Genomic DNA, 23282 nt, shown 5'->3' with positions numbered 1-23282 from the left:
GCCTTTAGCGTTCGTTTTCCTTGCTCCAGTCCCAGAACCAATGCGCAACCGAGACAAGCGCTTTGTCGTCCCCACGCGCCGCGACGAGCTGAGCACCCATGGGCAGGCCGCCGGGTGTCTCCAGCAACGGCAGGGTGATTGCCGGCGTGCCTGCCATCGTCCAGAGCCCGTTGAAGATCGAGTCGCCCGTCGAGGTCAATCCGGCAGGAGCAGGTCCCGGCGCTGCCGGGCACAGGATCGCATCGCAGCGCTCGAACAGCGGCGCCAGCAGCACGTCCATATCATCCTGGAATGCCTTGGCGGCGAGGTAATCGACCGCCTTTAGTTGCAGGCCCGCCTCGATCGTGTCGCGCGTCGGCGGACCAAGCTTGTCTGCACCGCGATCCAGATAGTGCTCGAAATAGTGCCCCATCTCCACAGTGTTGATCACGGCCCGCAGGCGAACCGCATCGTTGAACGCCTCCGGCAGGGAAAGGTCGATGACCTTGTCTCCAAGCGCCGCAAGCAAGCGGTCAAAAGCGGCGTGCAGCGCCGGGTCCGCCTGATCCCAGCCGGGAGGCGCAACGAAACCGAGAACGGGCGCACCGGCAGGTTCCGGAACATCCCCCGCGTTGCCGCTCAGAACATCAGCCAGGAGTACGGCTCCGGCCGGATCATTTGCAAAGACGCCGAGCGTGTCCAGCGAATGGGACTGAAGCAAAGTGCCCTTTCGCGGGATCGCGTTGAAACTGGGTTTCAGCCCGACAATGCCGCAAAAGGAGGCTGGGCGCACGACGGAACCGCCGGTCTGCGTGCCGATGGCAAGCGGCACCATTGCGTCGGCCACTGCCGCAGCCGAACCCGACGAGGAACCGCCCGGCGTGTGGCCCTGGTTAATCGGATTGCGCGTCTTGTTGGGGTGAAGAAAGGCAAGTTCGGTCGTGACCGTCTTGCCGAACATGATGGCCCCGGCCTGTTTGAGCCGTTTTACCGCCTCTGCATCCTCCTGCGGCACACGACCGGCATCGACGGGACAGCCGTTTTCGGTCGGAATGCCAGCCGTGTCGATCACGTCCTTGACGCCAATGGGCAAACCGTGAAGGGCGCCCAGCGGCGCGCCGCTTGCCTTGAGCGCATCCAGACGCTCCGCCTCGGCCAGGACCGCCACCGGATCGAACCATGTCCAGGCCCGCACCTCGTCCTCGCGCGCCTCGATCCGCGCGATGCAGGCCTTCGTCAGGTCAACGGCGGCGAGGCTGCCATTGGCGAGCCGGTCGCGCAGCTCAACCGCACTCAGCTTGAGTAAAGCCTGGTTTTCACTCATGGATGCCTCCGCGTTCCGGCCTTCCGCGATGATGCGCCGGGAGTAGATACGTCACTGGTTTTTGATCCGAATATCGCAGCCCTGCCCGCACTTCCGTTGTGCGCGCAAGGCAGATGGTGTCAGCCGGTCTGTTTGTTCCGCTTAGCCCCGCTAATTTCCGTAGGCGACCGACGGCAACCAGGTCGTGAGCGCCGGGAAATAGAACACGATCAGCAATCCGATCAGCTGCAGGATCACGAAAGGCACCACACCCCGGTAGATATGCCCAAGCGTTACGCCGGGCGGACAGACACCTTTCAGATAGAACAGCGCAAACCCGACGGGCGGCGTCAGGAACGAGGTCTGCAGCGTCACCGCCACCAGGATCGCGAACCAGACGACCGACGGATCCCGGACCTGGTCGAAGCCCGGCACGGCCAACTCAAGCCCGACGATGATCGGCAGCATCAGGGGCATGATGATGATCGTGATCTCGATCCAATCGAGCAGGAAACCCAGGAGGAAGACAATCAGCAGGATGAACCCGACAGTCAGATAAGGGTCTTCGAACACCGAGAGAACCAGGTGCTGAACGATCTCGTCGCCGCCGTAGCGCCTGAGTACGAACGCGAAGAAGTTGGCGGCAAGGAAGATCCCGACAATATAGCCGGTCGTGTTCAGCGTCGACCGGCTCACATCCCTCAACACTTTCCAGTTGAGCTTTCGGTTGGCCAGCGCCAGAAGCGTCGCTCCCATCGCCCCGAGACCGGAGGCTTCGGTCGGCGTCGCGATACCGGCAAAGATCGACCCCAGCACGAGCAGGATCAGGAACATGGGCGGCACGACCGCGAGGAGAACTTCTTTCACATCTTGCCATTGGACTTTTTCGGGTTTTTCGGGCGCCGGCATCGCGTTCGGATTGATCAGCCCGTAGATGACGATGAAGACAATGTACAGCGCGCCAAGGATCAGGCCCGGAAACAGCGCACCCATGAAGAGATCGCCAAGGCTGATCGCAAGCTGATCCGACATGATGACCAGCATGATCGACGGCGGGATCAGGATCCCGAGCGTTCCGGCGGATGCGATCGTTCCCGTTGCGATAGGTTTCGAATAATCCTGCTTCATCATCGCCGGGAGCGCCATGACGCCCAGGAGCGTGACCGATGCGCCGATGACGCCCGTGGAAGCTGCCAGGATGATGCCGATCAGCATGACGGTCAGGGACAGGCCGCCGCGCAGCGAGCCGAACAGCTTCTGCATCGAGTGCATCATGCGCTGCGCGACACCCGACTGATCCAGCATCAGTCCCATGAAGATGAACATCGGCAGGGCGACAAGAACCGGGTTCTTGACGATGCCGCCGAACAAGCGGCCGGAAAGCGCCTGCATGCGCTGATAGCTTATGCCGGTCCGGTCGAATTCGATGATATCGCGAAAAAACGAGCGGTTCGGGTCAAGCAGGAACTCTGCGAGCAGCACGAAGACAAGACTGACCCCGACAAGTGCCATGGCAACCGGAATGCCGCGAAACAGCATCCAGATGAAGGTGATGAACATCACCATCACTGCGATTTCGTTCAGCGTGAGAAACTGGCCAATGAATTCAAGCATCTATCTGTCTCACGCCGTCTTGTTGCGGCTGAAGAGCCTGGCTGCGCCGATCACCAAGAAGGTTAGAACCAGGGTGATCATGATCGTGTATTTGATGTCGTAGTTGCCGACCTCGACCTCGTCGAAAATCACGTGCCGACTGATATCGCGCGCCGTTGCGTCCGGCGGACTGATGATCCATACGATCCACCAGAGCGCGTAGTACGTAGCGAGGTTCACCGCGAACATTGTCGAGGGAAACGCATAGAGCAGTTGCTTCCAGAGGACAGGTCTTGTCATCTTGGACAGGAGACGCACATAGATCGACCAGGCCGCCAACGCCATCAGGATGAAGGACAGGTTCATCAGCGTCTTGAGGATCCAGAGGTTATGCAGCCCGTTCGGACTGTCCGAGCCTTCGTCGGCCTTGATGGAAGACAGCGTGTAATGAAGCGTGACGTCCCAGCTCAGGATGATGAAGGGCAGGAAAAGCCAGGTCAGGGCGATGATGTCCGTCCTGAGCTTCTTCTCTCTGGAGAAGCCGTCATAAAGGATATCAACGCGCACGTGGCTGTTCGTGGTTACAGCATAGGCGATGCCGACCAGCACCGCCGACCCGTAGAGCCACCACTGGAAATCATCGAGCCAGGCCTGGTTCATACCGGCACCGCGCAGAAGCACCTGGGCGCAGATGGCGACCATCAGGAACGGGAATAGCCATGCAAAGATATTGGAAATGAAGACGACGAACCGGTCGCCGCGATTTTGTTCCTCGGCCCCGACAGCGCCTGGATCCGTGATCGCGACACTGCCGTCGGCTGAAATGACTTCTTCAGGCTTGTCCATATGCTCCCCGCCTTGCCTGCGATGTGCCGGACGCCTCCACACCCAGCAGAATACCGGGGCGATGACGCCCCGGTATTCATTGTGTCGCCCGAGATTTCGGACGGATCAGTAGAGCCCGCTTAGTTGCGCGGACGCGGCAGGTAGATGTTGTCGTTCCAGACCTTGTAGCCGGCACGGAACTCCTGGAGATTGTCCCAGACTTCCTTGAAGAACGCATCTTCAGCAGCCAGTTCAGCGGCAACTTCGACCCACGCCGTCTCGAAAGCAGCAAGCATCTCCGGGGACCATTGCTTGATGGTCACACCGTTCTTCTCGACGTTTTCCTGCATCGCATCGAAGTTGGTTGCTTCACCTTCAGCGAAGTTGTCGGTGATGTTCGCCATGCAGGCGATCTGGATCTGGTTCTGGGCAACTTCGTCGAGATCGTCCCAGCGGTCCTTGTTGATCAGGAGTTCGAACATCGTTGCCGGCTGGTGCCAGCCCGGGAAGTAGTTGTACTTCGCGATGTTGTGGAACCCGAGACGCGCATCGATCCGCGGCATAGAGAATTCGGTCGCATCGATCGCACCGCGCTCCAGTGCCGGGAAGATGTCGCCGCCGGCAAGCAGTGACGTGGACACGCCGAGTTTCTGCATCACTTCAGCACCGAGGCCGAAGAAACGCATGTTCAGACCTTCCAGATCCTCAAGGCCGTTGATCTCGTTCTTGAACCAGCCGGAGGTTTCCGGGGCAATGATGCCGCAGGGAATGACGTGAACGTTGTAGCCGTTTTCGTCATACATGCGCTGGAACAGCTCGGCACCGTCGCCATAGAGCATCCATGCAAGGAACTCACCGGCTTCCGGACCGAACGGCACGGCGGCAAACAGGGAGGCGGCCGGGATCTTGCCCTGCCAGTACCCGGATGTCGTGTAGGCGGCGTCCACCGACCCGCTGGAAACGGCGTCGAGCGCTTCAAGCGCGGGAACCAGCTCGCCCGGATCGAAGTGTTCGAATTCGACGTCGTTGGAAATGGAATTGATTTTTTCGGTAAAGCCGACGGCGGCCGTGCCAAGGATCGGCAGGTTTTTGCCGAATGCCGAGGTCATTTCGAAGGCTTCCTGAGCGGCAGCCGGTGCCGTCAATGCAAGGCTAGTCGCCGCAGCAATGGCGAGAGTACGGATCGTCATATGTTTCCCCCTGGGTTTTTTGTGGACCTTGACCGGTCCTTTGGAAAAAGAAACGTACGCAACCTACTTAGCGCAGTCAGCCAAAAGTGTTAATCCCCGGCTTTCGTATAAAGCGGGTTTGCGATGCCCTAAGTCTTTTTCTTTTCGTGAAAATCAGTTTTTCAGCTGCATTTTTGCGCGCAAGGCGAAAACGGTTTTATTGTTCCAGCTGGAACCTCTCCGGATTCATTCGATGCGATCAGATTGAGCGATGACCAAAGACGGGACGATATCGAGTGATGAGATCATCCGCTGGCTGATGATCGAAGGGCCCCGCCTGGAAGCCCCCTCGTCGCTCTTGAACGGCTACAGCCTGAAACTGCGCGAAGCCGGTCTCCAAGTGGACCGGTCAACACTCGGTGCCCCGATCCTCCACCCGATCGCAAAGTCTTCCTTTGTCTTCTGGGACCGGAAAACCGGCCCCGAACAACGCTGGTTCGTCTATACGCCGGATCAGCTGGAAATCCTCAAGGCAAGCCCGATCCACAGGATCTACACGCGCGGAGAGCCGACGTCTCTGCGGCTCGATCGCCCGGCCGACAGGGCCCGCTACCCGATCGGGGATGATCTTTGGGCAGAAGGTTACCATCAGTACGAAGCCATACCCCTGGAGTTTGCCGACGGCACCTTCAAGGTCCTGACCCTTGCAACGCAGTCGCCCGACGGTTTCGCCGAGACTGACAGGGCCTTGATCGATGCGACGCTGCCTGCACTGACGCTCGTGTTCGAGGGTTTTATCGCGCGCAACACAGCAAGGACGCTCATGGAGACTTATGTCGGCACCAGGGCCGGGCTCCGGGTGCTGGATGGCGAGATTGCCCGCGGGGACGGCAGTACCATTGACGCTGTGATCTGGTTTTCCGATCTGCGCGGCTTCACCTCCCTCGCGCAATCGCGCAGCGAAGACGATCTGCTGAAACTTCTGAACGATTATTTTGGGACGCTGACGGACGCGATCGAGGCAAATTCCGGTGAAGTCCTCAAATTCATCGGGGACGCATTGCTGGCGGTTTTTCCGCACCAGAATGATGTCGGAACAGCAATTGCAAGGGCCGAAGCTGCGGCGTTTCAGGTCATCGGAGAAGACAGGTCGCAGCACGACTACTCCTTTGGCATCGGCCTGCACCCCGGCTCCGTCTTTTATGGAAATGTCGGTGGCGGCAACCGGCTCGATTTCACCGTCATCGGCTCTTCCGTCAACATCGCCAGCCGCATCGAAGGTCTTTGCGGTGTGCTTGGCGAAACCGTTCTGGCGTCCGGCGACTTTGCGGCAAAGTCGAACAAGCGCTGGCGGTCTGTTGGACACCATGAGCTGAAAGGTGTTGCTGCTCCGCTTGAGATCTATGCCCCGGCGCCGGCCTGAGCAGAAGCCGCGGCCCAGCCGGCTCAGGTGATCCGGTCCGGAAGGCCGCGCCCGTTGTTCCACCACCGGTGCGGATTGTCGCTTTTAGGATCGTAGGCGGCCCTGCTGGCCCAGTCTTCACGCAAGAAGATCACCGGCTCTTCGTAATGATGGACGTGAAGGATCGCATCCATCACCTTTTCGAGGACGCCTGGGTCCCGTTCGATGGAGATCTTGAGCTCGACCATCGGATAGGTTTCCGTCGATCCGGCCTCGAATCCTTCCACATGTGTCGTGGTCGTGGAGCCCGGCTCCGGTTGGGCGGTTTCCTTGCCGACAGCGGATATGCTCGCGTTGCGCTGATAGCGGCCGAAACTCAGGGGGTGGACCTTCAGCACTTCGTCGAGAATACGGTCGGTGTCCTCCGGCAAGGTCTGTATCTCTAGGGTCCAGACCGGCACGAAGGTGCCCGATTTCGCCGTGTAGCCATCCAGATGCAATTGAAACTCCGCTTTGAAGATGTCGGAAGTTCTTATTTTGTTCTAAATCGCTGACAAGGTCAACAATGCAAAGGCAATCGGCCTGGCACACTGTCGCGCGCATCCGGACTCAACGCGCTGACAGACGGCTATTGACTCTCGCTCACAATTGACAGATGTTTCTGTCATGACAGAAATTACCGACAAAGATAAAGCATCCTCGAAATCGCAGTTCATCCTCTATTGGGGGGACATGGGAAGCCAATGGGGTGTGAACAGGTCCGTCGCGCAGATCCATGCCCTCTTGTATCTCAGCACAAGTCCGCTCAACGCGGAGCAGATCTCCGAGGAACTTGGGATCGCGCGCTCGAACGTCTCCAACTCCCTGAAGGAGCTTGTCGGCTGGAAGCTCATTCAACGTGTTCCCGTCGCTGGTGACCGGCGTGAACATTTCGTTGCCGAGACCGATGTCTGGGAAATGGCGTTGCTTATCGCCAGGGGCCGCAAGGAGCGCGAGATCGACCCGGCGATCCGGGCGATCGACATGTGCGTGACCCAGGCGGAGAGCGAGACCCGCCTCGATCCCGAAGTGCTCGGGCGCATGCATGCCATGCAGGATTTCCTGGCCACGGCCGACAACTGGTCGGCCCAGATGCTGAGTGTGCCGAAGTCCAATCTCGCCGCCTTGATGAAGATGGGCAACAAGGTGCTCACGCTTCTGAAGATCGGCGGAGGCAAGAAGGCCAGATAGTCAAAATTTTTTGCCAAGTAATTTCTCTTTTTACAGAAACAACGAATAAAACAGGAAGGAGTGGAAATGCTGGATCAGACTGACGGCCTTCACGGCGCCACGCTCCCCGATCACCGGTTCCACCGATTGCTCGGCGAGTCGGCCTGGAAGGCTCTGCCTCCACCCGTTCGCCGCCGTTTTGGCAAGCGCCTGAAAGGCGGCTCAAGCGTGGTTTATCAGGGCATCGTGGTCGCGATGCGCCGGAATATTGCCGGATACATTTTTTCACATCTGGCACGGCTCGTGGGCGCACCGCTGCCCTACGACATGACATCCGTGCACCAGCCGGCCGTGGTCACTGTGACGGAAGACTGCGCGGGGGACGGACAGTTCTGGATACGGCAATACGGCCGGGAAGCCGGCTTTCCTCAGGTGATCCACAGCTCGAAACGCTTTGCCGGTCCGACCGGCATCGAGGAATACATCGGGTCCGGGATCGGCATGGCGCTTCGCGTCGGTGTTGAAGACGACGGCCTGAGCTTCAGGAGCGACCACTACTTCCTGCAATTCGGGTCATGGCGGCTGCGGTTGCCCGGCTGGTGCAGTCCCGGCGCACTCACCATCACCCACCGGGACCTCGGCGGAACCCGGTTCCTGTTCTCCCTCACCCTTGAAAGCCGTTTCTTCGGCGAACTCGTCCACCAGGACGCACTGTTTCATGACATGGAGGTTCAACCATGACCGATCCCTTTCTCTGGACACTGATTTCCGTTCAGATCGCCATGGGTCTGTTCGATACGCTGTTTCATCATGAACTGACTGAACGTCTTGCATGGCGTGCCTCTCAGAAACTCGAACTGCGTTTGCACGGCATCCGTAATTTCTTTTACGGGCTGATTTTCCTGTCCTTTGCCTGGGTTGAGCCGCACGGTCTTTTTGCGGCAGCCCTGGCCCTCGTGCTCGTGTTTGAGGTCATGATCACGCTCTGGGACTTCGTTGAAGAAGACCTTTCCCGCAAACTGCCCTGGACCGAGCGGATCAATCACACGCTGCTTACTCTGAACTATGGTGCGATCCTGGCTCTTCTGGCTCCGATCCTGTGGCAATGGATCCAGCAGCCAACGTCGGCAAGCCTTGTCGATTACGGTTGGTGGAGCGTGATGGCGAGCATCGCCGCATTCGGCGTCGCGGTTTTCGCAGCGCGGGATCTGCTGGCGGCAGCACGCAGTGAAAGGCTGTCGGGTGGAAATCCGGCCGAACTCGTTACGGCATTACCGCCGCACCGCCATGTTCTTGTAACCGGTGGCACCGGGTTTGTGGGATCACGCCTGGTCGACGCTCTCGTTTCGGCGGGCCACTACATGACCGTGCTGACACGTGACGCGCGGAAAGCGGACAGCCTCCGTCATCCGGTACGCGTGATCACCAATCTGGACCAGATCAGGAACCACGAACGCTTTGATGCGCTCGTGAACCTCGCCGGTGATCCAATCGCAAATGGTCTTTGGACCGCGAAGAAACGGGCACGGATCATCCAGTCGCGCGTTGAAACGACCGCGGCACTGGAGGCTCTGGTCACGCGCCTCGAGCACAAACCGGACTGCCTAATCAGCGGGTCTGCCATCGGCTGGTACGGCCCGCGCGGCGATGAGGTGCTCACGGAACAATCGGACCCGGCAGCAGCCTTCACACAAGAGGTCTGCGCGCGCTGGGAGCAGGCGGCTGCAAAAATCGAACGGTTCAGCATCCGTGTCGTCCGGCTGCGCATGGGTCTGGTGCTCGGAGTGGACGGCGGTATGCTGGCGCAACTGCTGGCACCGTTCGAATTCGGCGGTGGTACCAAACTGGGTAGTGGGCGCCAATGGATGTCCTGGATCGAACGGGACGACCTCATTCGCATCATCGCGCATGCGATTGCGGATGATACCCTGCGCGGACCGGTCAACGCGACAACTCCGTGCCCGGTGCGCAATGACACCTTCACGCAGGCGCTCGGAAGGGCCCTGAAGAGACCGGCAATCCTGCGCATTCCGGCGTGGGCACTGACATGGGTCCTTGGTGACATGGCGCGCGAAACCATGCTGGTCAGCCAGCGCGTCATTCCGAAGAAGCTCACCGATCACGGATTTGAATTCCGGCATGCCGAGATCGGACCCATGTTGCAAAAAATCACCGGTGCGAAGTCGAAATCTTCCGCCGATGCACCAGGGGCGGAAACCGCCGTCGCGAAAACCTGAACCGGCAGGCGCTCCAATCCGGATCGGACGGGGACGGTCTTACCAGCCGCCCCCAACCGGTCACTCGATCACAAGGCCCGGTAGCCAGTGGCTCTCCGGGTATCCCTCTTCAAGATCAACGCCGCGAATGGGCCGGAGATTGCCGGCTTCAGGCGGCACACCCAGCTTGTCCATATCCATCTCATGCAGAGTTCCAACCAGCTTGCCGTCTTCACTCTCAAGCTCGTAGTAAACGCCATTCCAGAGGTTTATGCCGTATTCGGTGGCTCCCTTCCAGACAAACAGAAGATCATACTCAAGGTCGGTCAAATCGTCTTCGGAAACCACCCGCCTGATTTCATAAGGGTAAGGCACCCGGCACCAGTGTTTGTCCGCGCCCTCCAGGCATTTGAACGGACGCATTGACAGAAAGTGGTCGGTGAAGACATCGTCCCGCCACTCGATCGTGTAGTTACTTCCGGTTTCCGCCGGGGCGAAGACCACTGTTGCGACGGGGTGAAGACCACCCTGCTGGTCCACAAGGCTGACCGTCTTCTTTCCCTCCAGGGCGAAAGCGTGTGCGTCGGCTGCGGTAAACACGACAGCCGGCAACAACCAGAAAAAACGAAGTCCTTTCATCGAGCCCCCGGCGGTTGAGGCGGCACATGCCTCCAGGTCACACCATAGCCCGTCATTTTAGATGCGAGCCTGGTGTGCGGCCAGTGCACTTTAGGACACCCTCCACAACCCGGACAACAGCCGGAACGAGAAGATGAGTTCCACTTTTACCATCCGTTCAAAAGAACTATTTGAAAGAACGCAAGAATTGGCTCCATTCAGACAGGTTCTGGTGTCACGCGAAAAAAGGTGATTAACTTAGCCGGAAAAATAAAGACAAATATTGAAATTCCGGCGGCGTCATTAAAGTTAAAAAAAAGACACGTAAGACCCTATCACCTCTGTGATACGTTTCATCTGCCGGACGGGCGCGGGGTTATGTTGTTGCGAGATTTCGGGACGGTATTTGCGCTTTTGACGGGGTCTGGAAACGGTGTTGCGACATTGCAAGAGCCAGCTAGTGTTTATGCGAGCCAGTAGGATAAACTCATGAAAGATAACGAGAATCACACACTTACCTTCGACGAGTTCGACGAGATGGTAAACCCGCGCCCGGAAGAGTGTGACTTTGACAGGATCGTCGAGTCGGCCCTTAGCCGCCGCGGCTTCCTCGGTGGCGTCATGGCCTTCGGCAGCTTTGCAGCCCTTGGCGGCAGCCTGACATCCGCAGAAGCAGCATCCGGCCGCTTCGCGTTCGACCAGATCGGCACGTCCACGGCCGATGAAGTCATCGTACCCAGCGGTTACAAGGTTGACGTGATGATGCGCTGGGGCGACCCCATGTGGTCCGACGGAGCAGAGTTCGACGATGCGACGCGCGGCACGGCAGCGAGCCAGGAACGCGCATTCGGCGACAACACGGACGGCATGGACGTGTTCCCGCATGACGGCAAGCTTCTGCTCGTCGTCAATAACGAATACACCAACCGCTCGATTATTTCGGCCAATGCGGAAGACGGCCGTCTTGTCGGCGAGGACGACATCGCCAAGGGCATGATGGCGCACGGCGTTTCCGTCGTCGAAATTGCCTTCGTCAACGGCAAGTGGCAAATGGTCAAGGACAGCCCCTACAACCGCCGCATCACGCCGAATACCGAAATGGACCTGACCGGTCCGGCTGCCGGCCACGACCTGCTCAAGACCGATGCGGATCCGACGGGCACAAAAACGCTCGGCACCTGGAACAACTGCGGCAACGGCACCACACCCTGGGGCACCTATCTTGCCTGCGAGGAAAACTTCAACGGGTACTTCTCCTCCAGCGAAGACGTCAAGGACGACAATCCGAAGTCGATCACCCCGGCCATGAAGCGCTACGGCGTCAACACGGAAGACTGGGGCTATGGCTGGGCCGAAATCGACGAGCGTTTCGACGTTGCAAAGCACCCGAATGAGCCGAACCGTGCCGGATACGTTGTCGAAATCGATCCGACTGACCCGGCCTCGACGCCAAAGAAGCGCACTTCTCTCGGACGCTTCAAGCACGAAAACGCCGCAACCGTTGTCAACAATGATGGCCGCGTTGTGGTTTACATGGGTGACGACGAGCGCGGTGAATTCGTTTACCGTTACGTCTCCAACGGTGTTTACGCACCAGGCGCTCCGACCGATAACCTGCTGAGCGACGGCGTTCTCTATGTCGCCAAGTTCTCCGACAACGGCACTGGTGCTTGGGTGGCTCTGACACCTGAGACGACCGGCATGGATCACGCCGACATCCACATCCACACGCGCCAGGCTGCTTCCGCTGTCGGGGCGACCACGATGGACCGCCCGGAATGGGTTGCGGCCAATCCGAAAGCACCGGAAGTCTATTGCTGCCTGACCAACAACAAGAACCGCGGCGTAAAGCCGAATGCCGGGGGTGACGACACCGCCGTCAATGGGCCGAACCCGCGCGAGGAGAACAACTACGGTCAGATCGTTCGCTGGCGCCCGGATAGCGGCGACCACACGGCACCGGGCTTCACCTGGGACCTCTACGTTCTCGCCGGCAATCCGACGGTTCACTCCGACGCCTATGCCGGATCCTCGAACGTCAACGCCGACAACATGTTCAACTCGCCGGACGGACTGGCCTTCGATTCCAACGGGCTTGTCTGGATCCAGACGGACGGCAGTTACAAGAACGAAGGCGATTTTGCCGGTCAGGGTAACAACCAGATGCTTGCGGGCGATCCGGTCACGGGTGAGATCCGCCGGTTCATGGTTGGTCCGAACGAGTGCGAGATCACCGGCCTGACCTGGAGCCCGGATCGCCGCACGATGTTTGTTGGCATCCAGCACCCGGGCGAACGCGGCAACAGCCACTGGCCGGGAGGCGGCGAGAGCGTTCCGCGGTCCGCAATCATCGCGGTGACCCGTGAAGACGGCGGTCTCGTCGGCTAAACGCGGCAAGTCTTGAAAATCAGATCGGCCGGTCCCTGACCGGCCGGTTCTTTTGCGCGACTGCCGGTTTCGCCTGTGGACCTGGAAGGCGCCGGCAAAAGTCCGTTCCGGTCAATCAACCTTGCTGTGGTCGTACCAGACGGCCTCGATATTGTGGCCGTCGGGGTCCAGAACGAACGCCGCGTAGTAGCCGGGCCAGTAGTGCGGGCGATAGCCTGGACCACCATTATCGGTCGCCCCTTCCTGCAGCGCCACCTCGTAAAAGGCATGCACGTCTTCCCTGCTTTTGGCTTCAAAGGCGATATGGGTCGGCACGACGGGATCGTTCACCACCCAGAGATCCGTGTTCTTTCCGTCGAAGAATCCGGCAGCATCCCCGACCTCCATGGAAATCGAGTAGCCCAGCGGCGCAAGCACCTTCAAATAGAACGCCTTCGACCTTTCGTAGTCACTGACATGAAGATGTGTGTGGGCGATCAATTCGCTCCCCCCCTGGTTCGGCACGCGGCAACGGATCGACAGCCTAGCACATGCATTTTGGGACATGCGCCTCAATCGGTCGTTCATGCCAGCGCGCCGATCAGGCACGGACCGCCTGCCAGTTCGAGACGTTGGGTCAGGCAGCGGCAGGCCACTCCTTGGCGACCATCGTCAGGACGTCATATTGCGCAACGATCTCGTCCTTCTGATTGGTCACCTGGCAGTCCCAGCGAACCTCGCCGTGCTCGGTGTTTTCCCGCGGATTGATCTCCTTGCACGTGAGCCGGACCTTCAGACTGTCACCGAAATAGACCGGGGTGAGGAATCGCAGGTTGTCGACGCCGTAGTTGGCCAGCACCGGACCGGGTTCAGGATCGACGAACAATCCGGCGGCAAAGGAAGCGATCAGGTATCCGTGCGCCACGCGATCGTCAAAGAACGGGTTTGCTTTCGCAGCCGCGCTGTCCATGTGAGCGTAGAACGTGTCGCCGGTGAACTCGGCAAAGTGTTCGACATCTTCCAGCGTGACTTCACGCGCCTTGGTGATGATCTGATCGCCGATCCTCAGGTGGGCCAGGGATTTGCGGAACGGATGGATATCGCTATGCGCATCGGCCCCTTCGGTCCATTGCCCCGTGACAGCGGACAGAAGCTCGGGTGTTCCCTGGATCGCGCTGCGCTGCATGAAGTGCTTCACACCGCGCATGCCGCCCATTTCTTCACCGCCACCTGCCCGGCCCGGACCGCCATGCACCAGGGGCGCCAGCGGTGATCCGTGCCCTGTCGAGCTTTTGGCAGACCGGCGGTTTCCGATCAGGACGCGTCCATGGAAAGGCGCAAGACCCGTGACGATCTCGCGGGCGACCGTGCTGTCATCTGTAAAGAGGGAGGAGACCAGAGAGCCACGTCCTTTTTGCGACAGCGCGACCGCTTCGTCATTGTCCGTATAGGCCATGACTGTCGCCACGGGGCCGAATGCTTCAACGGAATGAACCGCATCCGCGCCCGCAGGATCAGCGCAGCGAAGCAATATCGGCGACAGGAAAGCACCCTTTTCGGCATCGCCGGACGAAAGCGCGACGTCGTCGAGCGAACCGGAGACGATCTCAGCTTCTTTCGCCAGAAGGCCGACCTTGGTTTTCACATCCTCCCGGTCCTTCAGCGAGACCAGCGCACCCATGCGGGTGTTTTCGGCGTTGGGCAATCCGATCGCAGTTGACGCCAGACGTGCCGACAGCGCCTCGACAACCGCATCTTCGTGTTTTTGCGGCACGATGACACGCCGGATCGCCGTGCATTTCTGCCCGGCCTTGACGGTCATTTCACGCGCGACCTCCTTGATGAAAAGGCTGAATTCGTCGGTGCCTGGTCCGGCATCGCTGCCGAGGATCGACGCGTTCAGGCTGTCGGCCTCCATAGTGAACCGCACGGAATTCTGAAGGATCGCCGTACCGGATTTCAGTTTCTGCCCGGTGGATGCGGAACCGGTGAAGGTCACGACGTCCTGTTCGTTGACATGGTCAAGAAGATCGCCCGCCGATCCGGTCACGATCTGAAGCGCGCCGTCGGGCAGGATCCCCGTTTCGAGGATCCGGCGCACCACCAGTTCGGCCAGGTAGGCGGTTTGGGAGGCTGGTTTCACCACGCAAGGCATACCGGCGATCAGCGTTGGTGCGATTTTCTCAAGCATGCCCCAGACGGGAAAGTTGAACGCGTTGATATGAACGGCAACGCCCTGCAGCGGCGTCAGAATGTGCTGCGCGGAAAAGGTCCCGTCACGCGACAGCGGTTCGACCGGGCCTTCGGTGAGAACCTTGGTGTTCGGCAACTCGCGCCTTGCCTTGGAGGCGAAGGTGAGCAGCGTGCCGATCCCGCCTTCGATGTCGATCCAGCCGTCGGCGCGCGTTGCACCGGTCGCGAAGTTTTCCAGGTAGAACTCTTCTTTCTGGTCCATGAGGCTCAAGCCGACGGCCTTGAGCATCAGGGCGCGCTCGTGAATGGTCATGGCCCGCAGCGCCGGACCTCCGACCGCGCGCGCCCACTCAAGCGCCGCCTTGAAATCCAGCCCGGCAGTCCCGATCAGCGCGTGGATCTCGCCCGTGGCCGCGTTCAGGACCGGTACGCCGTCACCTTCGCCCGCACGCCACGCCCCCTCGACATAGCTCTTCAGTCGGCGCGCAGCCGTCCCTGTCCCGGTCATGGATCGTCCTTTCTAGAATGTTCAGGCAAGTTCGAGATTTGCCAGGCGTGCCTCGGCATCTTCTGTCCACGCGCGCCGCAAGGTCTCGTTGTCGGTGTGCCGCAGGCCCATCTTCTTCAGCCGGTCGAATCGCGTGGAGTGCGCCGGACCGAATGTCTCGGCGACTTTCGGCATCCAGTAGGCAATCGATGCAAGAGCATCGGCGCGCAAGGCCGGTGTTTTCGACACCTGCGCAAGCCCCTCCTGCCCCAGTTCCATGTGCCGGTTTTCCTTCGGAAGGATCGCCCGGAATTCTTCGCTGAGCGGCTGATAGGATGTCCGCACCTGTTCCTGGAGCTGGTGCACCGTCGCAAGCCCCATGAGGAAATTCATGACAACTGCATCAGTCCAGCCTTGCAGCGGATAGTGGAACACGGACAGGCGCATGTCTCCGCCTTGCCGTTTCGGATCGACCTGCGCATCCCGGTCCCGGCGAGACGACCAGGAATGCGACTTGTTGTAGAGCGCCTTGTCGGTTCCGAAATCGCCCATCAGGTCGAGGATGCGTTCGGCATGATCCACCTTTTCCAGCGTGATCCGGCACGCGGCAATGCGCTCTTTAAGTCCGGGTGCCCAGTTGATCGCATCGGCGAAGCCGGCGGATCCGGCAAGCTCGCTGTCGACAAAGGACGACATTAGCCGCAGCAACTCGCCCCGGTAGCGCGGCGGCACATTTTCCGGCGACGTCAGCTTGCCGCCTTTTTCCAGATAATCGGAAAGCGTCATCGCGTCCTCATCGGGAAGCATTGCCTCATTCGTCATAGCTGATCACCACCTTGTCGGAAACGGGAATGCACTGGCAGGAAAGGACGTAGCCGGCGCGGACCTCGTAGTCTTCAAGCGCATGGTTCACTTCCATTTCCACCTCGCCTTCCAGCACCTTGGCTCGGCATGTGGAGCAGACCCCGGCCTTGCAGGAAAATGGCGCGTCCATCGAATTGGCAACCGCCGCCTCCAGAACGGATGTTCCGTCCTTTGGCATCTGGATGTTTCGCGTCGTTCCGTCGAGCGTAACTGAGAGTTCGCATGTGCCCGCGGCGGCGCCTGCGGCTTTCGATGCCGGTCTTGCCTTTGCCCGTCCCGGCTGCGAAGAGGCAAAAAGCTCGAACCGGATCTGCTCATCGCTCAGACCGTGCTTGCGCAGGCTTTCGGCAATCGTCAGCATCATCGGCTCAGGACCGCAGATAAAGGCCGTGTCAACCTCGTCGGCGTCGATCCAGAGCTTGAACAGGAGATCCATTTTCTCCGCATCGATCCGTCCGGTGAACAGATCGATCTCCTGGGTTTCCGTTTCCAGGATATGGATCAGCGACAACCGCCCGAGATACTGGTTTTTCAGATCCTCAAGTTCCTCGCGGAACATGATCGAACTGGTCTGCCTGTTGGCATAGATCAGTGTGAACGTGCTTTCCGGTTCCCGCGCAAGAACTGTCTTGATGATGGACAGCACCGGTGTAATGCCGGACCCGCCGGCAAAGCCGAGATAGCCTTTTGCCGCCGCCGGCTCCAGCTCGGTATGGAACCGTCCCATCGGCGTCATCGCATCGAGATGGTCACCCACCTTCAGTTCCTCGTTCGCCCAGGTCGAAAAGGCACCGCCATCCACTCGCTTGATGCCTACCCTCAGACATCCCTCGTCGAGGCCTGCGCAGATCGAATAGGACCGTCGCAGTTCCTCTCCGTCAAAGTCGCGGCGAAATGTCAGGTACTGTCCCTGGATAAAGCTGAACGCATCCGCATCAGGCTCATCCGGTTTCAGCGTGACCACAACGGCATCGCGGGTGTCGCGGCGAATGTCGATCACTTCGAGCGAATGGAATCGTGCCATTGGCGCAGCCCTTTTCCTGTCTCTAGATACATTTGAAATAATCGAACGGTTCCAGGCAGGCCCGGCAGCGCCATGCGGCCTTGCAGGGTGTCGAGCCATACTGACTGACCCGCTCCGTATCGGTGCTGCCGCAGCGCGGGCAGGCAACGTCCGGCCCGCTGGACCCCGACAGCCGCGCTGCCCGTGAGGTCATCCCGTCGCTTGCGGTGCCGTCGACGGGCGGTGCAATCCCGAAGGATTTCAGTTTGTCCCTCGCATCCTGCGTCACCCAGTCCGTGGTCCACGGCGGAGAAAGCCGCCGTTCCAGGCGCAGATTCCCGACCCCCTTTTCGCGAAGCTTTTCTTCGATCATCAGGTCGATCACAGCCGTTGCCGGACATCCCGAATAGGTCGGTGTGACCGCAACGACGAGTTGGTCGCCCTCGTATGCAACGTCCCGGATGATGCCAAGTTCCGTGACCGAAACCACGGGAATTTCAGGGTCGGGAACCTCCGCGAGCCAGGCCCAGATCTCGTCGATTGCGGGAAGGAGCGTTGTCGACATGGCAGCGCCTCACCAACTCGCGCCCGGATAGGCGCGCTGCAGAAACTGCATTTCGGCAAGTATGAAACCAAGATGTTCCGTATGCCGTCCCTGTTTGCCACCCAGATGTGCATAGCCGCCGGGTTCCGGCGCCTTGAGCGTCGCCTCTTCCAGGATGGACCGGACATTTTTATCCCAAAGCCCTTGCAAACCGGCGAGCTCGGGTGCGATGCCGGCTTCACTCAACGCCGCATCGACATCGTCACCAGCGAACATTTCGCCCGTGTATGGCCACAGCAGATCGAGGGCCTCCTGCATCCGCCGATGGCTCTCCTGCGTTCCGTCGCCAAGCCGAACCACGATGTCCGACGCGCGATCAACATGGTAGCTGACTTCCTTGAGCGCCTTTGCCGCGATCTCCGCGACGCGCGGGCTTTTCGAATGTTCGGCGAGCCACCCCAGCAGGAGGTGATGATAGGCGTCAAACAGGAATTCACGCATGATCGTCACCGCCATGTCGCCCTTCGGCAACTCCACCAGCAAGAGGTTGTGGAACTTCATGGCATCGCGCAGGTAGGCAAGGTCATCCGCATCACGGCCTTTACCTTCAACTTCACCAGCAAGCCCCAGCCACATCTGCGTGTGCCCGATCAGGTCGAGCGCCGTGTTGGCAAGCGCGATGTCTTCTTCCAGGACCGGTCCGTGACCGCACCACTCGGATGTCCTGTGTCCCAGAATGAGTGCGTTGTCGCCCATTCGGCAGAGCCACTCGAAAAACGCGGACCGGATGGCATCGTCATACAGAAAAGGGTCCGCCTTCCCATCTGCCGCGGTCGTCTCTGCTGCGGACATCACATTTTCCCCACTTCGTCGGGAATGTCGAAAAAGGTCGGATGGCGGTAGGTCTTGCTCTCGGCAGGGTCAAACAGCGGGCCCTTCTCCGACGGGCTCGATGCAGTGATTTCCTTTGACGGCACCACCCAGATCGAGACCCCTTCGCGGCGGCGCGTATAAACGTCGCGTGCGTGGTTGATCGCCATTTCGGCATCCGGTGCGTGAAGGCTGCCGACGTGCCGGTGGTTCAGGCCGTGTTGCCCCCTGATGAATACTTCCCAGAGAGGCCATTCTTTCTTGGACATGGCAGTTCTTCCCTCCCCTCGTCTCGACTATTCCGCCGCGACCGCCGCCGCCTTGCGGCGGTCGGCGGCCTTCTCGGCATAGGCATTCAGACCGTCACGGAACCAAGCGCCGTCGTCCCAGGCCTTGACCCGGGCCTCGAGGCGCTCGCGGTTGCACGGACCATTGCCCTTGATGACTTCAAAGAACTCGGACCAGTCCGGCTCGGAGAAGTCATAGCCTTGCTTGTCCTCGTTCCAGGCAAGCTTTTCGTCCGGCACCTTGAGGCCGAGATAGTCGGCCTGTGGCACGGTTTCATTGACGAACTTCTGGCGCAGTTCGTCATTGGTGTTCATCTTGATCTTCCAGGCCATCGATTGCGCCGAATGAACGGAGTCCTTGTCGGACGGCCCGAACATCATCAGCGAGGGAAACCAGAACCGGTTCAGCGCATCCTGGGCCATGTGCTTCTGTTCCGGTGTCCCGGTGGCCATTTTCATCATGATCGCGTAGCCCTGGCGCTGGTGGAAGCTCTCTTCCTTGCAGATGCGGATCATGGCCCGGCTGTAGGGTCCGTAGGATGTCCGCTGCAGCGGCACCTGGTTCATGATCGCCGCTCCGTCGACAAGCCAGCCGACCGCACCGATATCTGCCCAGTTGAGTGTGGGATAATTGAAGATCGAGCTGTATTTCATCTTGCCCGAGTGCAGTTTTTCCAGAAGCTCGTCCCGGGAAACACCGAGAGTTTCGGCCGCAGAATACAGATAAAGGCCGTGCCCGGCTTCATCCTGGACCTTTGCCAGCAGGATCGCCTTGCGTTCCAGGGTCGGCGCACGGGTGATCCAGTTGCCCTCAGGCAGCTGGCCGACGATTTCCGAATGAGCGTGCTGGCCGATCTGGCGGATCAGCGTCTTGCGATAGCCATCCGGCATCCAGTCCTTCGGTTCGATCTTCTCGCCGTTGTCGACCCGGTCCTGGAAGTCTCGCTCTTCAGGCGACATGTCTTCACGTGCCTTGAGACCTTCTGATTTCACGAGCTGCGCATACATCGCAATTCCTCCAAAAACACCTGTTCAGGCCTTGTGCATTCCAATTCTACACCCGCTCCAGCACCAGTGCGATGCCTTGTCCCACACCCACGCACATCGTGCACAGCGCGTAGGTGCCTCCGGTGCGCTGCAATTGATAGGCCGCGTGCAGAACCAGCCGTGCTCCGGACATGCCGAGCGGATGGCCAAGCGCAATCGCTCCGCCGTTTGCATTGACATGCCCGGCATCGTCCGGCAGCCCAAGCTCCCTCAGAACAGCCAGCGACTGCGAAGCGAACGCTTCGTTGAGTTCGATCACATCCATCTCTTCAAGGGTAAGGCTCGCGATATCGAGAACCTTTCGGGTCGCTGGCCCCGGCCCGATCCCCATGATCCGCGGCGGCACGCCCGCTGCCGCCATGGCCACGACCCGCGCCTTCGGAACAAGTCCGTTTGCATTCACTGCCGCTTCCGAGGCAACGATCACCCCGGCCGCCCCATCATTGACACCGGAGGCGTTCCCCGCCGTCACGGTTAGGTCCGGCCCGTTGACGCCGCGCAGTTTTGCCAGCGCCTCCGCGCTGGTCCCCGGGCGTGGATGCTCGTCGGCATCGACGACGACCGGCTTTCCCTTGCGCTGCGGGATTGTGACGGGAACGATCTCGTCCTTGAACACGCCTGCCCTTTGCGCAGCCTCCCAGCGGCGCTGGCTCTCAGCCGCAAACCTGTCCTGGTCGGCCCGAGAAATCGCAAAGTCCTCGGCGACATTGTCGGCCGTTTCGGGCATGGAGTGTGTACCGAACGCACTCTCCAGGCTCTTGTTCTTGAAGCGCCAGCCGATGGTCGTATCGTACATTTCCGCGTTGCGGGAGAAGGCGGCACCTGCCTTGGCGACGACAAATGGCGCCCGGCTCATGCTTTCTACACCGCCGGCAAGCATCAGATTTGCGTCACCAGCGCGGATCGTGCGGGCAGCCAGTCCGATCGCATCCATACCGGACCCGCACAGCCGGTTGACGGTCGTCCCTGGAACGGAGACGGGCAGACCGGACAGGAGAACGGCCATGCGCGCGACATTCCGGTTGTCTTCCCCGGCCTGATTGGCACATCCCAGGATAACATCGTCGACCGCGTCCCAGTCGACGTCCGGATTACGCTCCTTCAGGGCCGCAAGTGGAATCGCAGCCAGATCGTCTGCGCGCACCGATGACAGGGCGCCGCCATACCGCCCGATCGGAGTACGGACTGCATCGCAGACATAGGCTTCCGGCATTGCTCTCTCCCGCTGGAAATCTGAGGCCAACTAAATTCATCGACCGAACGGTCAACGTTATAACATCAAAACATCACACATGAAACCCTAAATCAAAAGAAAGTGTGATCCTTTGATACGAACCTCTCGGAAGTTGACGCGCTTAGCCTGTGAACGAGACCGCCTCGCGCCCCAGCCTGTCCAGCCTCAGCGCCGTTGCCTCTGTCGCAGATGGCAGCAAACCCAGGGAATCGCTGAAGGATTGCCCGATGAACCCGTCCGCCACTGACGCGAGCGCCATGTAGGCATTGACAAACAGCCGCCGCGCTTCAGGCCCCGGCCAGTCTTCGGGCCACGCTTCGCGCGGCAAACGCGGATCTTTGAGTGCGGCCAGCCGGTAGTGATGAATGAGCTGCAAGCGCAACGTCAGAGCAGTTTTTCCGTCAACATCGTTCAGGCTCCGGACACGCAGCATCTCTTCAAGCGCATCATAGCGTTCCAGAAACGACCGGTACCTCTCACCGACAACGTCCAGATCCCACAGATCAGCGGCAAGTTCCGGCCAGTCCTTGCGCTCGCCGATCGCCTCGCCGGTGACAAGAGCGCCGGAAGGCCGGACAATATCGGAGCGATTTGGCGCAAGAGCGACACCACTCCCCAGCGAAACCCAACCGTCCGGAAGCGTTTCACGGGTCTTCAAGGAGAGCAACCAGCCGCGCGCCACGGGCGGGGGCGTGTAGAGCACCTTGGACGCCAACCTGAATTCCGCCTGCGCCTGTTCAGTCAGTCTGTAGAAACTTCGTCGCCCGATCCGTTCGCCCAGAAGCTTGCCGGCCGCGACAAGCCTGGACACCGCGGTCCTGACCAGGCTTTCGCTGATCCCCTGCTCTGCGCAGCAAGTGACGAGATCTCCCATCCACAACGTCCCGCCGCGCGGCTCGATCGCATCGCCGTAAAGCGTGACAATGAAAGCCGGAGCACGCGGAATGTCTGTGCTACGCGGGGACGAGATGAGTGTGCCGATTTCTTTTGTGGTCATGCAGGTCTCACAAACGGTATGCGATGATCATAGCACGAAAACCGGAAACATTTTCAAAAACTGTGATGTTTATATCCTCTCGGCATATCAAAAACAAACGATCCTCCGTGCCAGACAGCCGACGCAAATGTTGGCGCTGCTCCACCGCACATTTCGCCGATTGACTTTGGGCGCAAACTGCGAAATCAGTCATCGATCACACCTGACGCGGAGCCCTCGCCTTGAAGATCGTTCACATCTCGGACACCCATATTCAGGATGATCCCATCATGGGATCGGTCCCCGCGGACAACTTCCGGGCCTGCGTCGAACACGTATTGGACCACTGCTCCGATGCGGACATGGTTGTCATTTCCGGAGACCTGGCGCATCACGGCACAGCGGACAATTACGCGTTTCTGACTGCGCTCTTGCAGGAAACCAAACTTATTTCGATGAACCCGCGCCTGATGATCGGCAATCACGACGACCGGGCGGTCTTTCTCGCTGCATTCCCGCAGACACCTGTCGACGAAAACGGCTTCGTCCAGTGGATGGAGGAGACACCTCGCGGGCATATTCTGTTCCTGGACACAAACGAACCCGGCACCCATGCAGGCCACTATTGCGACAAACGCCAGGCCTGGCTGCGCTCCGCACTCGACGAAGTCGTCCGCCGGGACTCAAGCGCCTATGTCTTCCTGCACCACAACCCGATGACCGTCCACGTCGCCAACGCGGACCAGATCGGGATCGTCCAGGCGGACGCGTTTCAGGATATTCTGGAAGACTACAAAACCATCATCCGGCATATCTTTTTCGGTCATTGCCACTTCAGCCTGTCCGGGTCCGTCTGCGGAATTCCGCTCTCAGCCCCGCGCTCGACCAGCCACCCGAACTGGCCGGACTTTTCCGGCAACAGGGATCGGGTCGGATATGGCGGCATGGCCCAGAACTACAACGTTGCGTTTCTGGACGCGCGCAGCACGGTTATCCATTCCATGGATTTTCTCGATGAGCGAAATGCGACCTGGGTCGAAACCGAGGCCGATGGCTAGCTGTCAGAAGACAACATCTGATCACGTCGGTGCCGGCA

23 protein-coding genes are annotated in these 23282 nt (G+C 59.8%); 6 read left to right on the top strand and 17 right to left on the bottom strand.

Translation table 11 applies throughout. The annotated features are described in order from the left end of the window. Nucleotides 1–4: 4 nt before the first annotated feature. The 4 genes from RDA78_RS13725 to RDA78_RS13710 form a co-directional block, all read right to left on the bottom strand. Entirely contained in the window at nucleotides 5–1303 is a 1299-nt protein-coding gene (locus tag RDA78_RS13725) for an amidase (RefSeq protein WP_434055857.1), read from the bottom strand. Between the two features lie 150 nt (nucleotides 1304–1453). After that, nucleotides 1454–2896, bottom strand: a complete 1443-nt coding sequence (locus tag RDA78_RS13720) for a TRAP transporter large permease (protein ID WP_434055856.1) — start codon at nucleotides 2894–2896, stop codon at nucleotides 1454–1456. A gap of 9 nt (nucleotides 2897–2905) precedes the next feature. Continuing rightward, nucleotides 2906–3721, bottom strand: coding sequence for a TRAP transporter small permease subunit (locus RDA78_RS13715; protein ID WP_434055855.1), 816 nt, complete (start codon nucleotides 3719–3721; stop codon nucleotides 2906–2908). A 119-nt stretch (nucleotides 3722–3840) separates the two neighbouring features. Then, nucleotides 3841–4890 carry a TRAP transporter substrate-binding protein gene (locus RDA78_RS13710; protein WP_434055854.1) on the bottom strand — a complete coding sequence of 350 codons (1050 nt, stop codon included), beginning with the start codon at nucleotides 4888–4890 and terminating at the stop codon, nucleotides 3841–3843. Nucleotides 4891–5140: 250 nt separating this feature from the next. On the opposite strand from RDA78_RS13710, the gene RDA78_RS13705 reads away from it, so the two are divergent. Further along, nucleotides 5141–6292, top strand: coding sequence for an adenylate/guanylate cyclase domain-containing protein (locus tag RDA78_RS13705; protein WP_434055853.1), 1152 nt, complete (start codon nucleotides 5141–5143; stop codon nucleotides 6290–6292). 23 nt (nucleotides 6293–6315) lie between these two features. On the opposite strand, the gene RDA78_RS13700 is transcribed toward RDA78_RS13705, so the two are convergent. Continuing rightward, nucleotides 6316–6771: a hypothetical protein gene (locus tag RDA78_RS13700; protein ID WP_434055852.1), complete on the bottom strand. Its 456-nt coding sequence runs from the start codon at nucleotides 6769–6771 to the stop codon at nucleotides 6316–6318. A 166-nt stretch (nucleotides 6772–6937) separates the two neighbouring features. On the opposite strand from RDA78_RS13700, the gene RDA78_RS13695 reads away from it, so the two are divergent. The 3 genes from RDA78_RS13695 to RDA78_RS13685 all read left to right on the top strand — a co-directional run bounded on the left by RDA78_RS13695 (nucleotide 6938) and on the right by RDA78_RS13685 (nucleotide 9717). Continuing rightward, complete coding sequence (locus RDA78_RS13695; protein ID WP_434055851.1) at nucleotides 6938–7501, top strand: GbsR/MarR family transcriptional regulator; 564 nt, start codon at nucleotides 6938–6940, stop codon at nucleotides 7499–7501. Between the two features lie 66 nt (nucleotides 7502–7567). Further along, nucleotides 7568–8221, top strand: coding sequence for a DUF4166 domain-containing protein (locus RDA78_RS13690; protein WP_434055850.1), 654 nt, complete (start codon nucleotides 7568–7570; stop codon nucleotides 8219–8221). Beyond that, a complete protein-coding gene (locus RDA78_RS13685) occupies nucleotides 8218–9717 on the top strand; it encodes a TIGR01777 family oxidoreductase (RefSeq protein ID WP_434055849.1) in 1500 nt (499 codons plus the stop codon). Before RDA78_RS13690 ends, RDA78_RS13685 begins: the two co-directional genes overlap by 4 nt. Nucleotides 9718–9777: 60 nt before the next feature. Here the strand turns inward: RDA78_RS13685 and RDA78_RS13680 are convergent, their stop codons facing one another. After that, entirely contained in the window at nucleotides 9778–10335 is a 558-nt protein-coding gene (locus RDA78_RS13680) for a hypothetical protein (RefSeq protein WP_434055848.1), read from the bottom strand. 468 nt (nucleotides 10336–10803) lie between these two features. Here RDA78_RS13680 and RDA78_RS13675 point away from each other — a divergent pair, with 468 nt between their 5' ends. Next, a complete protein-coding gene (locus tag RDA78_RS13675) occupies nucleotides 10804–12702 on the top strand; it encodes a PhoX family protein (protein ID WP_434055847.1) in 1899 nt (632 codons plus the stop codon). 111 nt (nucleotides 12703–12813) lie between these two features. On the opposite strand, the gene RDA78_RS13670 is transcribed toward RDA78_RS13675, so the two are convergent. The 11 genes from RDA78_RS13670 to RDA78_RS13620 form a co-directional block, all read right to left on the bottom strand. Beyond that, the gene (locus RDA78_RS13670) at nucleotides 12814–13182 is read right to left on the bottom strand and encodes a VOC family protein (protein WP_434055846.1); all 369 of its coding nucleotides are present in this window, start codon (nucleotides 13180–13182) and stop codon (nucleotides 12814–12816) included. A gap of 136 nt (nucleotides 13183–13318) precedes the next feature. Next, nucleotides 13319–15382, bottom strand: coding sequence for a phenylacetic acid degradation bifunctional protein PaaZ (gene paaZ / locus RDA78_RS13665; RefSeq protein WP_434055845.1), 2064 nt, complete (start codon nucleotides 15380–15382; stop codon nucleotides 13319–13321). 21 nt (nucleotides 15383–15403) lie between these two features. Next, nucleotides 15404–16183 (bottom strand): Phenylacetic acid catabolic protein, encoded by a 780-nt coding sequence (locus RDA78_RS13660; protein WP_434055844.1) that lies wholly within the window; start codon nucleotides 16181–16183, stop codon nucleotides 15404–15406. Continuing rightward, a complete protein-coding gene (gene paaE, locus RDA78_RS13655; RefSeq protein ID WP_434055843.1) occupies nucleotides 16173–17249 on the bottom strand; it encodes a 1,2-phenylacetyl-CoA epoxidase subunit PaaE in 1077 nt (358 codons plus the stop codon). Before paaE ends, RDA78_RS13660 begins: the two co-directional genes overlap by 11 nt. A 22-nt stretch (nucleotides 17250–17271) precedes the next feature. Further along, nucleotides 17272–17793, bottom strand: coding sequence for a 1,2-phenylacetyl-CoA epoxidase subunit PaaD (gene paaD, locus RDA78_RS13650; protein WP_434055842.1), 522 nt, complete (start codon nucleotides 17791–17793; stop codon nucleotides 17272–17274). Nucleotides 17794–17802: 9 nt separating this feature from the next. Beyond that, nucleotides 17803–18624 carry a 1,2-phenylacetyl-CoA epoxidase subunit PaaC gene (gene paaC / locus RDA78_RS13645; protein ID WP_434055841.1) on the bottom strand — a complete coding sequence of 274 codons (822 nt, stop codon included), beginning with the start codon at nucleotides 18622–18624 and terminating at the stop codon, nucleotides 17803–17805. Next, nucleotides 18624–18911 carry a 1,2-phenylacetyl-CoA epoxidase subunit PaaB gene (gene paaB, locus RDA78_RS13640; RefSeq protein WP_319383748.1) on the bottom strand — a complete coding sequence of 96 codons (288 nt, stop codon included), beginning with the start codon at nucleotides 18909–18911 and terminating at the stop codon, nucleotides 18624–18626. The genes paaC and paaB overlap by 1 nt, the downstream gene beginning before the upstream one ends. 27 nt (nucleotides 18912–18938) lie before the next feature. Continuing rightward, nucleotides 18939–19937 carry a 1,2-phenylacetyl-CoA epoxidase subunit PaaA gene (gene paaA / locus RDA78_RS13635; RefSeq protein WP_434055840.1) on the bottom strand — a complete coding sequence of 333 codons (999 nt, stop codon included), beginning with the start codon at nucleotides 19935–19937 and terminating at the stop codon, nucleotides 18939–18941. Nucleotides 19938–19983: 46 nt separating this feature from the next. Further along, a complete protein-coding gene (pcaF, locus tag RDA78_RS13630; RefSeq protein ID WP_434055839.1) occupies nucleotides 19984–21189 on the bottom strand; it encodes a 3-oxoadipyl-CoA thiolase in 1206 nt (401 codons plus the stop codon). A gap of 142 nt (nucleotides 21190–21331) precedes the next feature. Beyond that, nucleotides 21332–22207, bottom strand: coding sequence for a PaaX family transcriptional regulator C-terminal domain-containing protein (locus RDA78_RS13625; RefSeq protein WP_434055838.1), 876 nt, complete (start codon nucleotides 22205–22207; stop codon nucleotides 21332–21334). Nucleotides 22208–22214: 7 nt separating this feature from the next. After that, on the bottom strand, nucleotides 22215–22400 hold the full coding sequence (locus RDA78_RS13620) for a hypothetical protein (RefSeq protein WP_434055837.1): 186 nt from the start codon (nucleotides 22398–22400) through the stop codon (nucleotides 22215–22217). A gap of 28 nt (nucleotides 22401–22428) precedes the next feature. Here RDA78_RS13620 and RDA78_RS13615 point away from each other — a divergent pair, with 28 nt between their 5' ends. Then, the gene (locus RDA78_RS13615; protein ID WP_434055836.1) at nucleotides 22429–23244 is read left to right on the top strand and encodes a metallophosphoesterase; all 816 of its coding nucleotides are present in this window, start codon (nucleotides 22429–22431) and stop codon (nucleotides 23242–23244) included. Nucleotides 23245–23282: the final 38 nt, after the last annotated feature.

The organism is Roseibium sp., from assembly GCF_051016195.1.
GTDB lineage: Bacteria > Pseudomonadota > Alphaproteobacteria > Rhizobiales > Stappiaceae > Roseibium.
The sequence above is the reverse complement of the archived record's forward strand: the minus strand, read 5'-3'. Positions and strand labels throughout refer to the sequence as shown.

Bases quoted from the DNA above. Each gene is read 5' to 3' on its own strand.
- RDA78_RS13725 (WP_434055857.1), bottom strand. From the start codon at position 1,303: ATGAGTGAAAACCAGGCTTTACTCAAGCTGAGTGCGGTTGAGCTGCGC.
- RDA78_RS13720 (WP_434055856.1), bottom strand. From the start codon at position 2,896: ATGCTTGAATTCATTGGCCAGTTTCTCACGCTGAACGAAATCGCAGTG.
- RDA78_RS13715 (WP_434055855.1), bottom strand. From the start codon at position 3,721: ATGGACAAGCCTGAAGAAGTCATTTCAGCCGACGGCAGTGTCGCGATC.
- RDA78_RS13710 (WP_434055854.1), bottom strand. From the start codon at position 4,890: ATGACGATCCGTACTCTCGCCATTGCTGCGGCGACTAGCCTTGCATTG.
- RDA78_RS13705 (WP_434055853.1), top strand. From the start codon at position 5,141: ATGACCAAAGACGGGACGATATCGAGTGATGAGATCATCCGCTGGCTG.
- RDA78_RS13695 (WP_434055851.1), top strand. From the start codon at position 6,938: ATGACAGAAATTACCGACAAAGATAAAGCATCCTCGAAATCGCAGTTC.
- RDA78_RS13690 (WP_434055850.1), top strand. From the start codon at position 7,568: ATGCTGGATCAGACTGACGGCCTTCACGGCGCCACGCTCCCCGATCAC.
- RDA78_RS13685 (WP_434055849.1), top strand. From the start codon at position 8,218: ATGACCGATCCCTTTCTCTGGACACTGATTTCCGTTCAGATCGCCATG.
- RDA78_RS13680 (WP_434055848.1), bottom strand. From the start codon at position 10,335: ATGAAAGGACTTCGTTTTTTCTGGTTGTTGCCGGCTGTCGTGTTTACC.
- RDA78_RS13675 (WP_434055847.1), top strand. From the start codon at position 10,804: ATGAAAGATAACGAGAATCACACACTTACCTTCGACGAGTTCGACGAG.
- paaZ (WP_434055845.1), bottom strand. From the start codon at position 15,382: ATGACCGGGACAGGGACGGCTGCGCGCCGACTGAAGAGCTATGTCGAG.
- RDA78_RS13660 (WP_434055844.1), bottom strand. From the start codon at position 16,183: ATGACGAATGAGGCAATGCTTCCCGATGAGGACGCGATGACGCTTTCC.
- paaE (WP_434055843.1), bottom strand. From the start codon at position 17,249: ATGGCACGATTCCATTCGCTCGAAGTGATCGACATTCGCCGCGACACC.
- paaD (WP_434055842.1), bottom strand. From the start codon at position 17,793: ATGTCGACAACGCTCCTTCCCGCAATCGACGAGATCTGGGCCTGGCTC.
- paaC (WP_434055841.1), bottom strand. From the start codon at position 18,624: ATGTCCGCAGCAGAGACGACCGCGGCAGATGGGAAGGCGGACCCTTTT.
- paaB (WP_319383748.1), bottom strand. From the start codon at position 18,911: ATGTCCAAGAAAGAATGGCCTCTCTGGGAAGTATTCATCAGGGGGCAA.
- paaA (WP_434055840.1), bottom strand. From the start codon at position 19,937: ATGTATGCGCAGCTCGTGAAATCAGAAGGTCTCAAGGCACGTGAAGAC.
- pcaF (WP_434055839.1), bottom strand. From the start codon at position 21,189: ATGCCGGAAGCCTATGTCTGCGATGCAGTCCGTACTCCGATCGGGCGG.
- RDA78_RS13625 (WP_434055838.1), bottom strand. From the start codon at position 22,207: ATGACCACAAAAGAAATCGGCACACTCATCTCGTCCCCGCGTAGCACA.
- RDA78_RS13620 (WP_434055837.1), bottom strand. From the start codon at position 22,400: ATGACTGATTTCGCAGTTTGCGCCCAAAGTCAATCGGCGAAATGTGCG.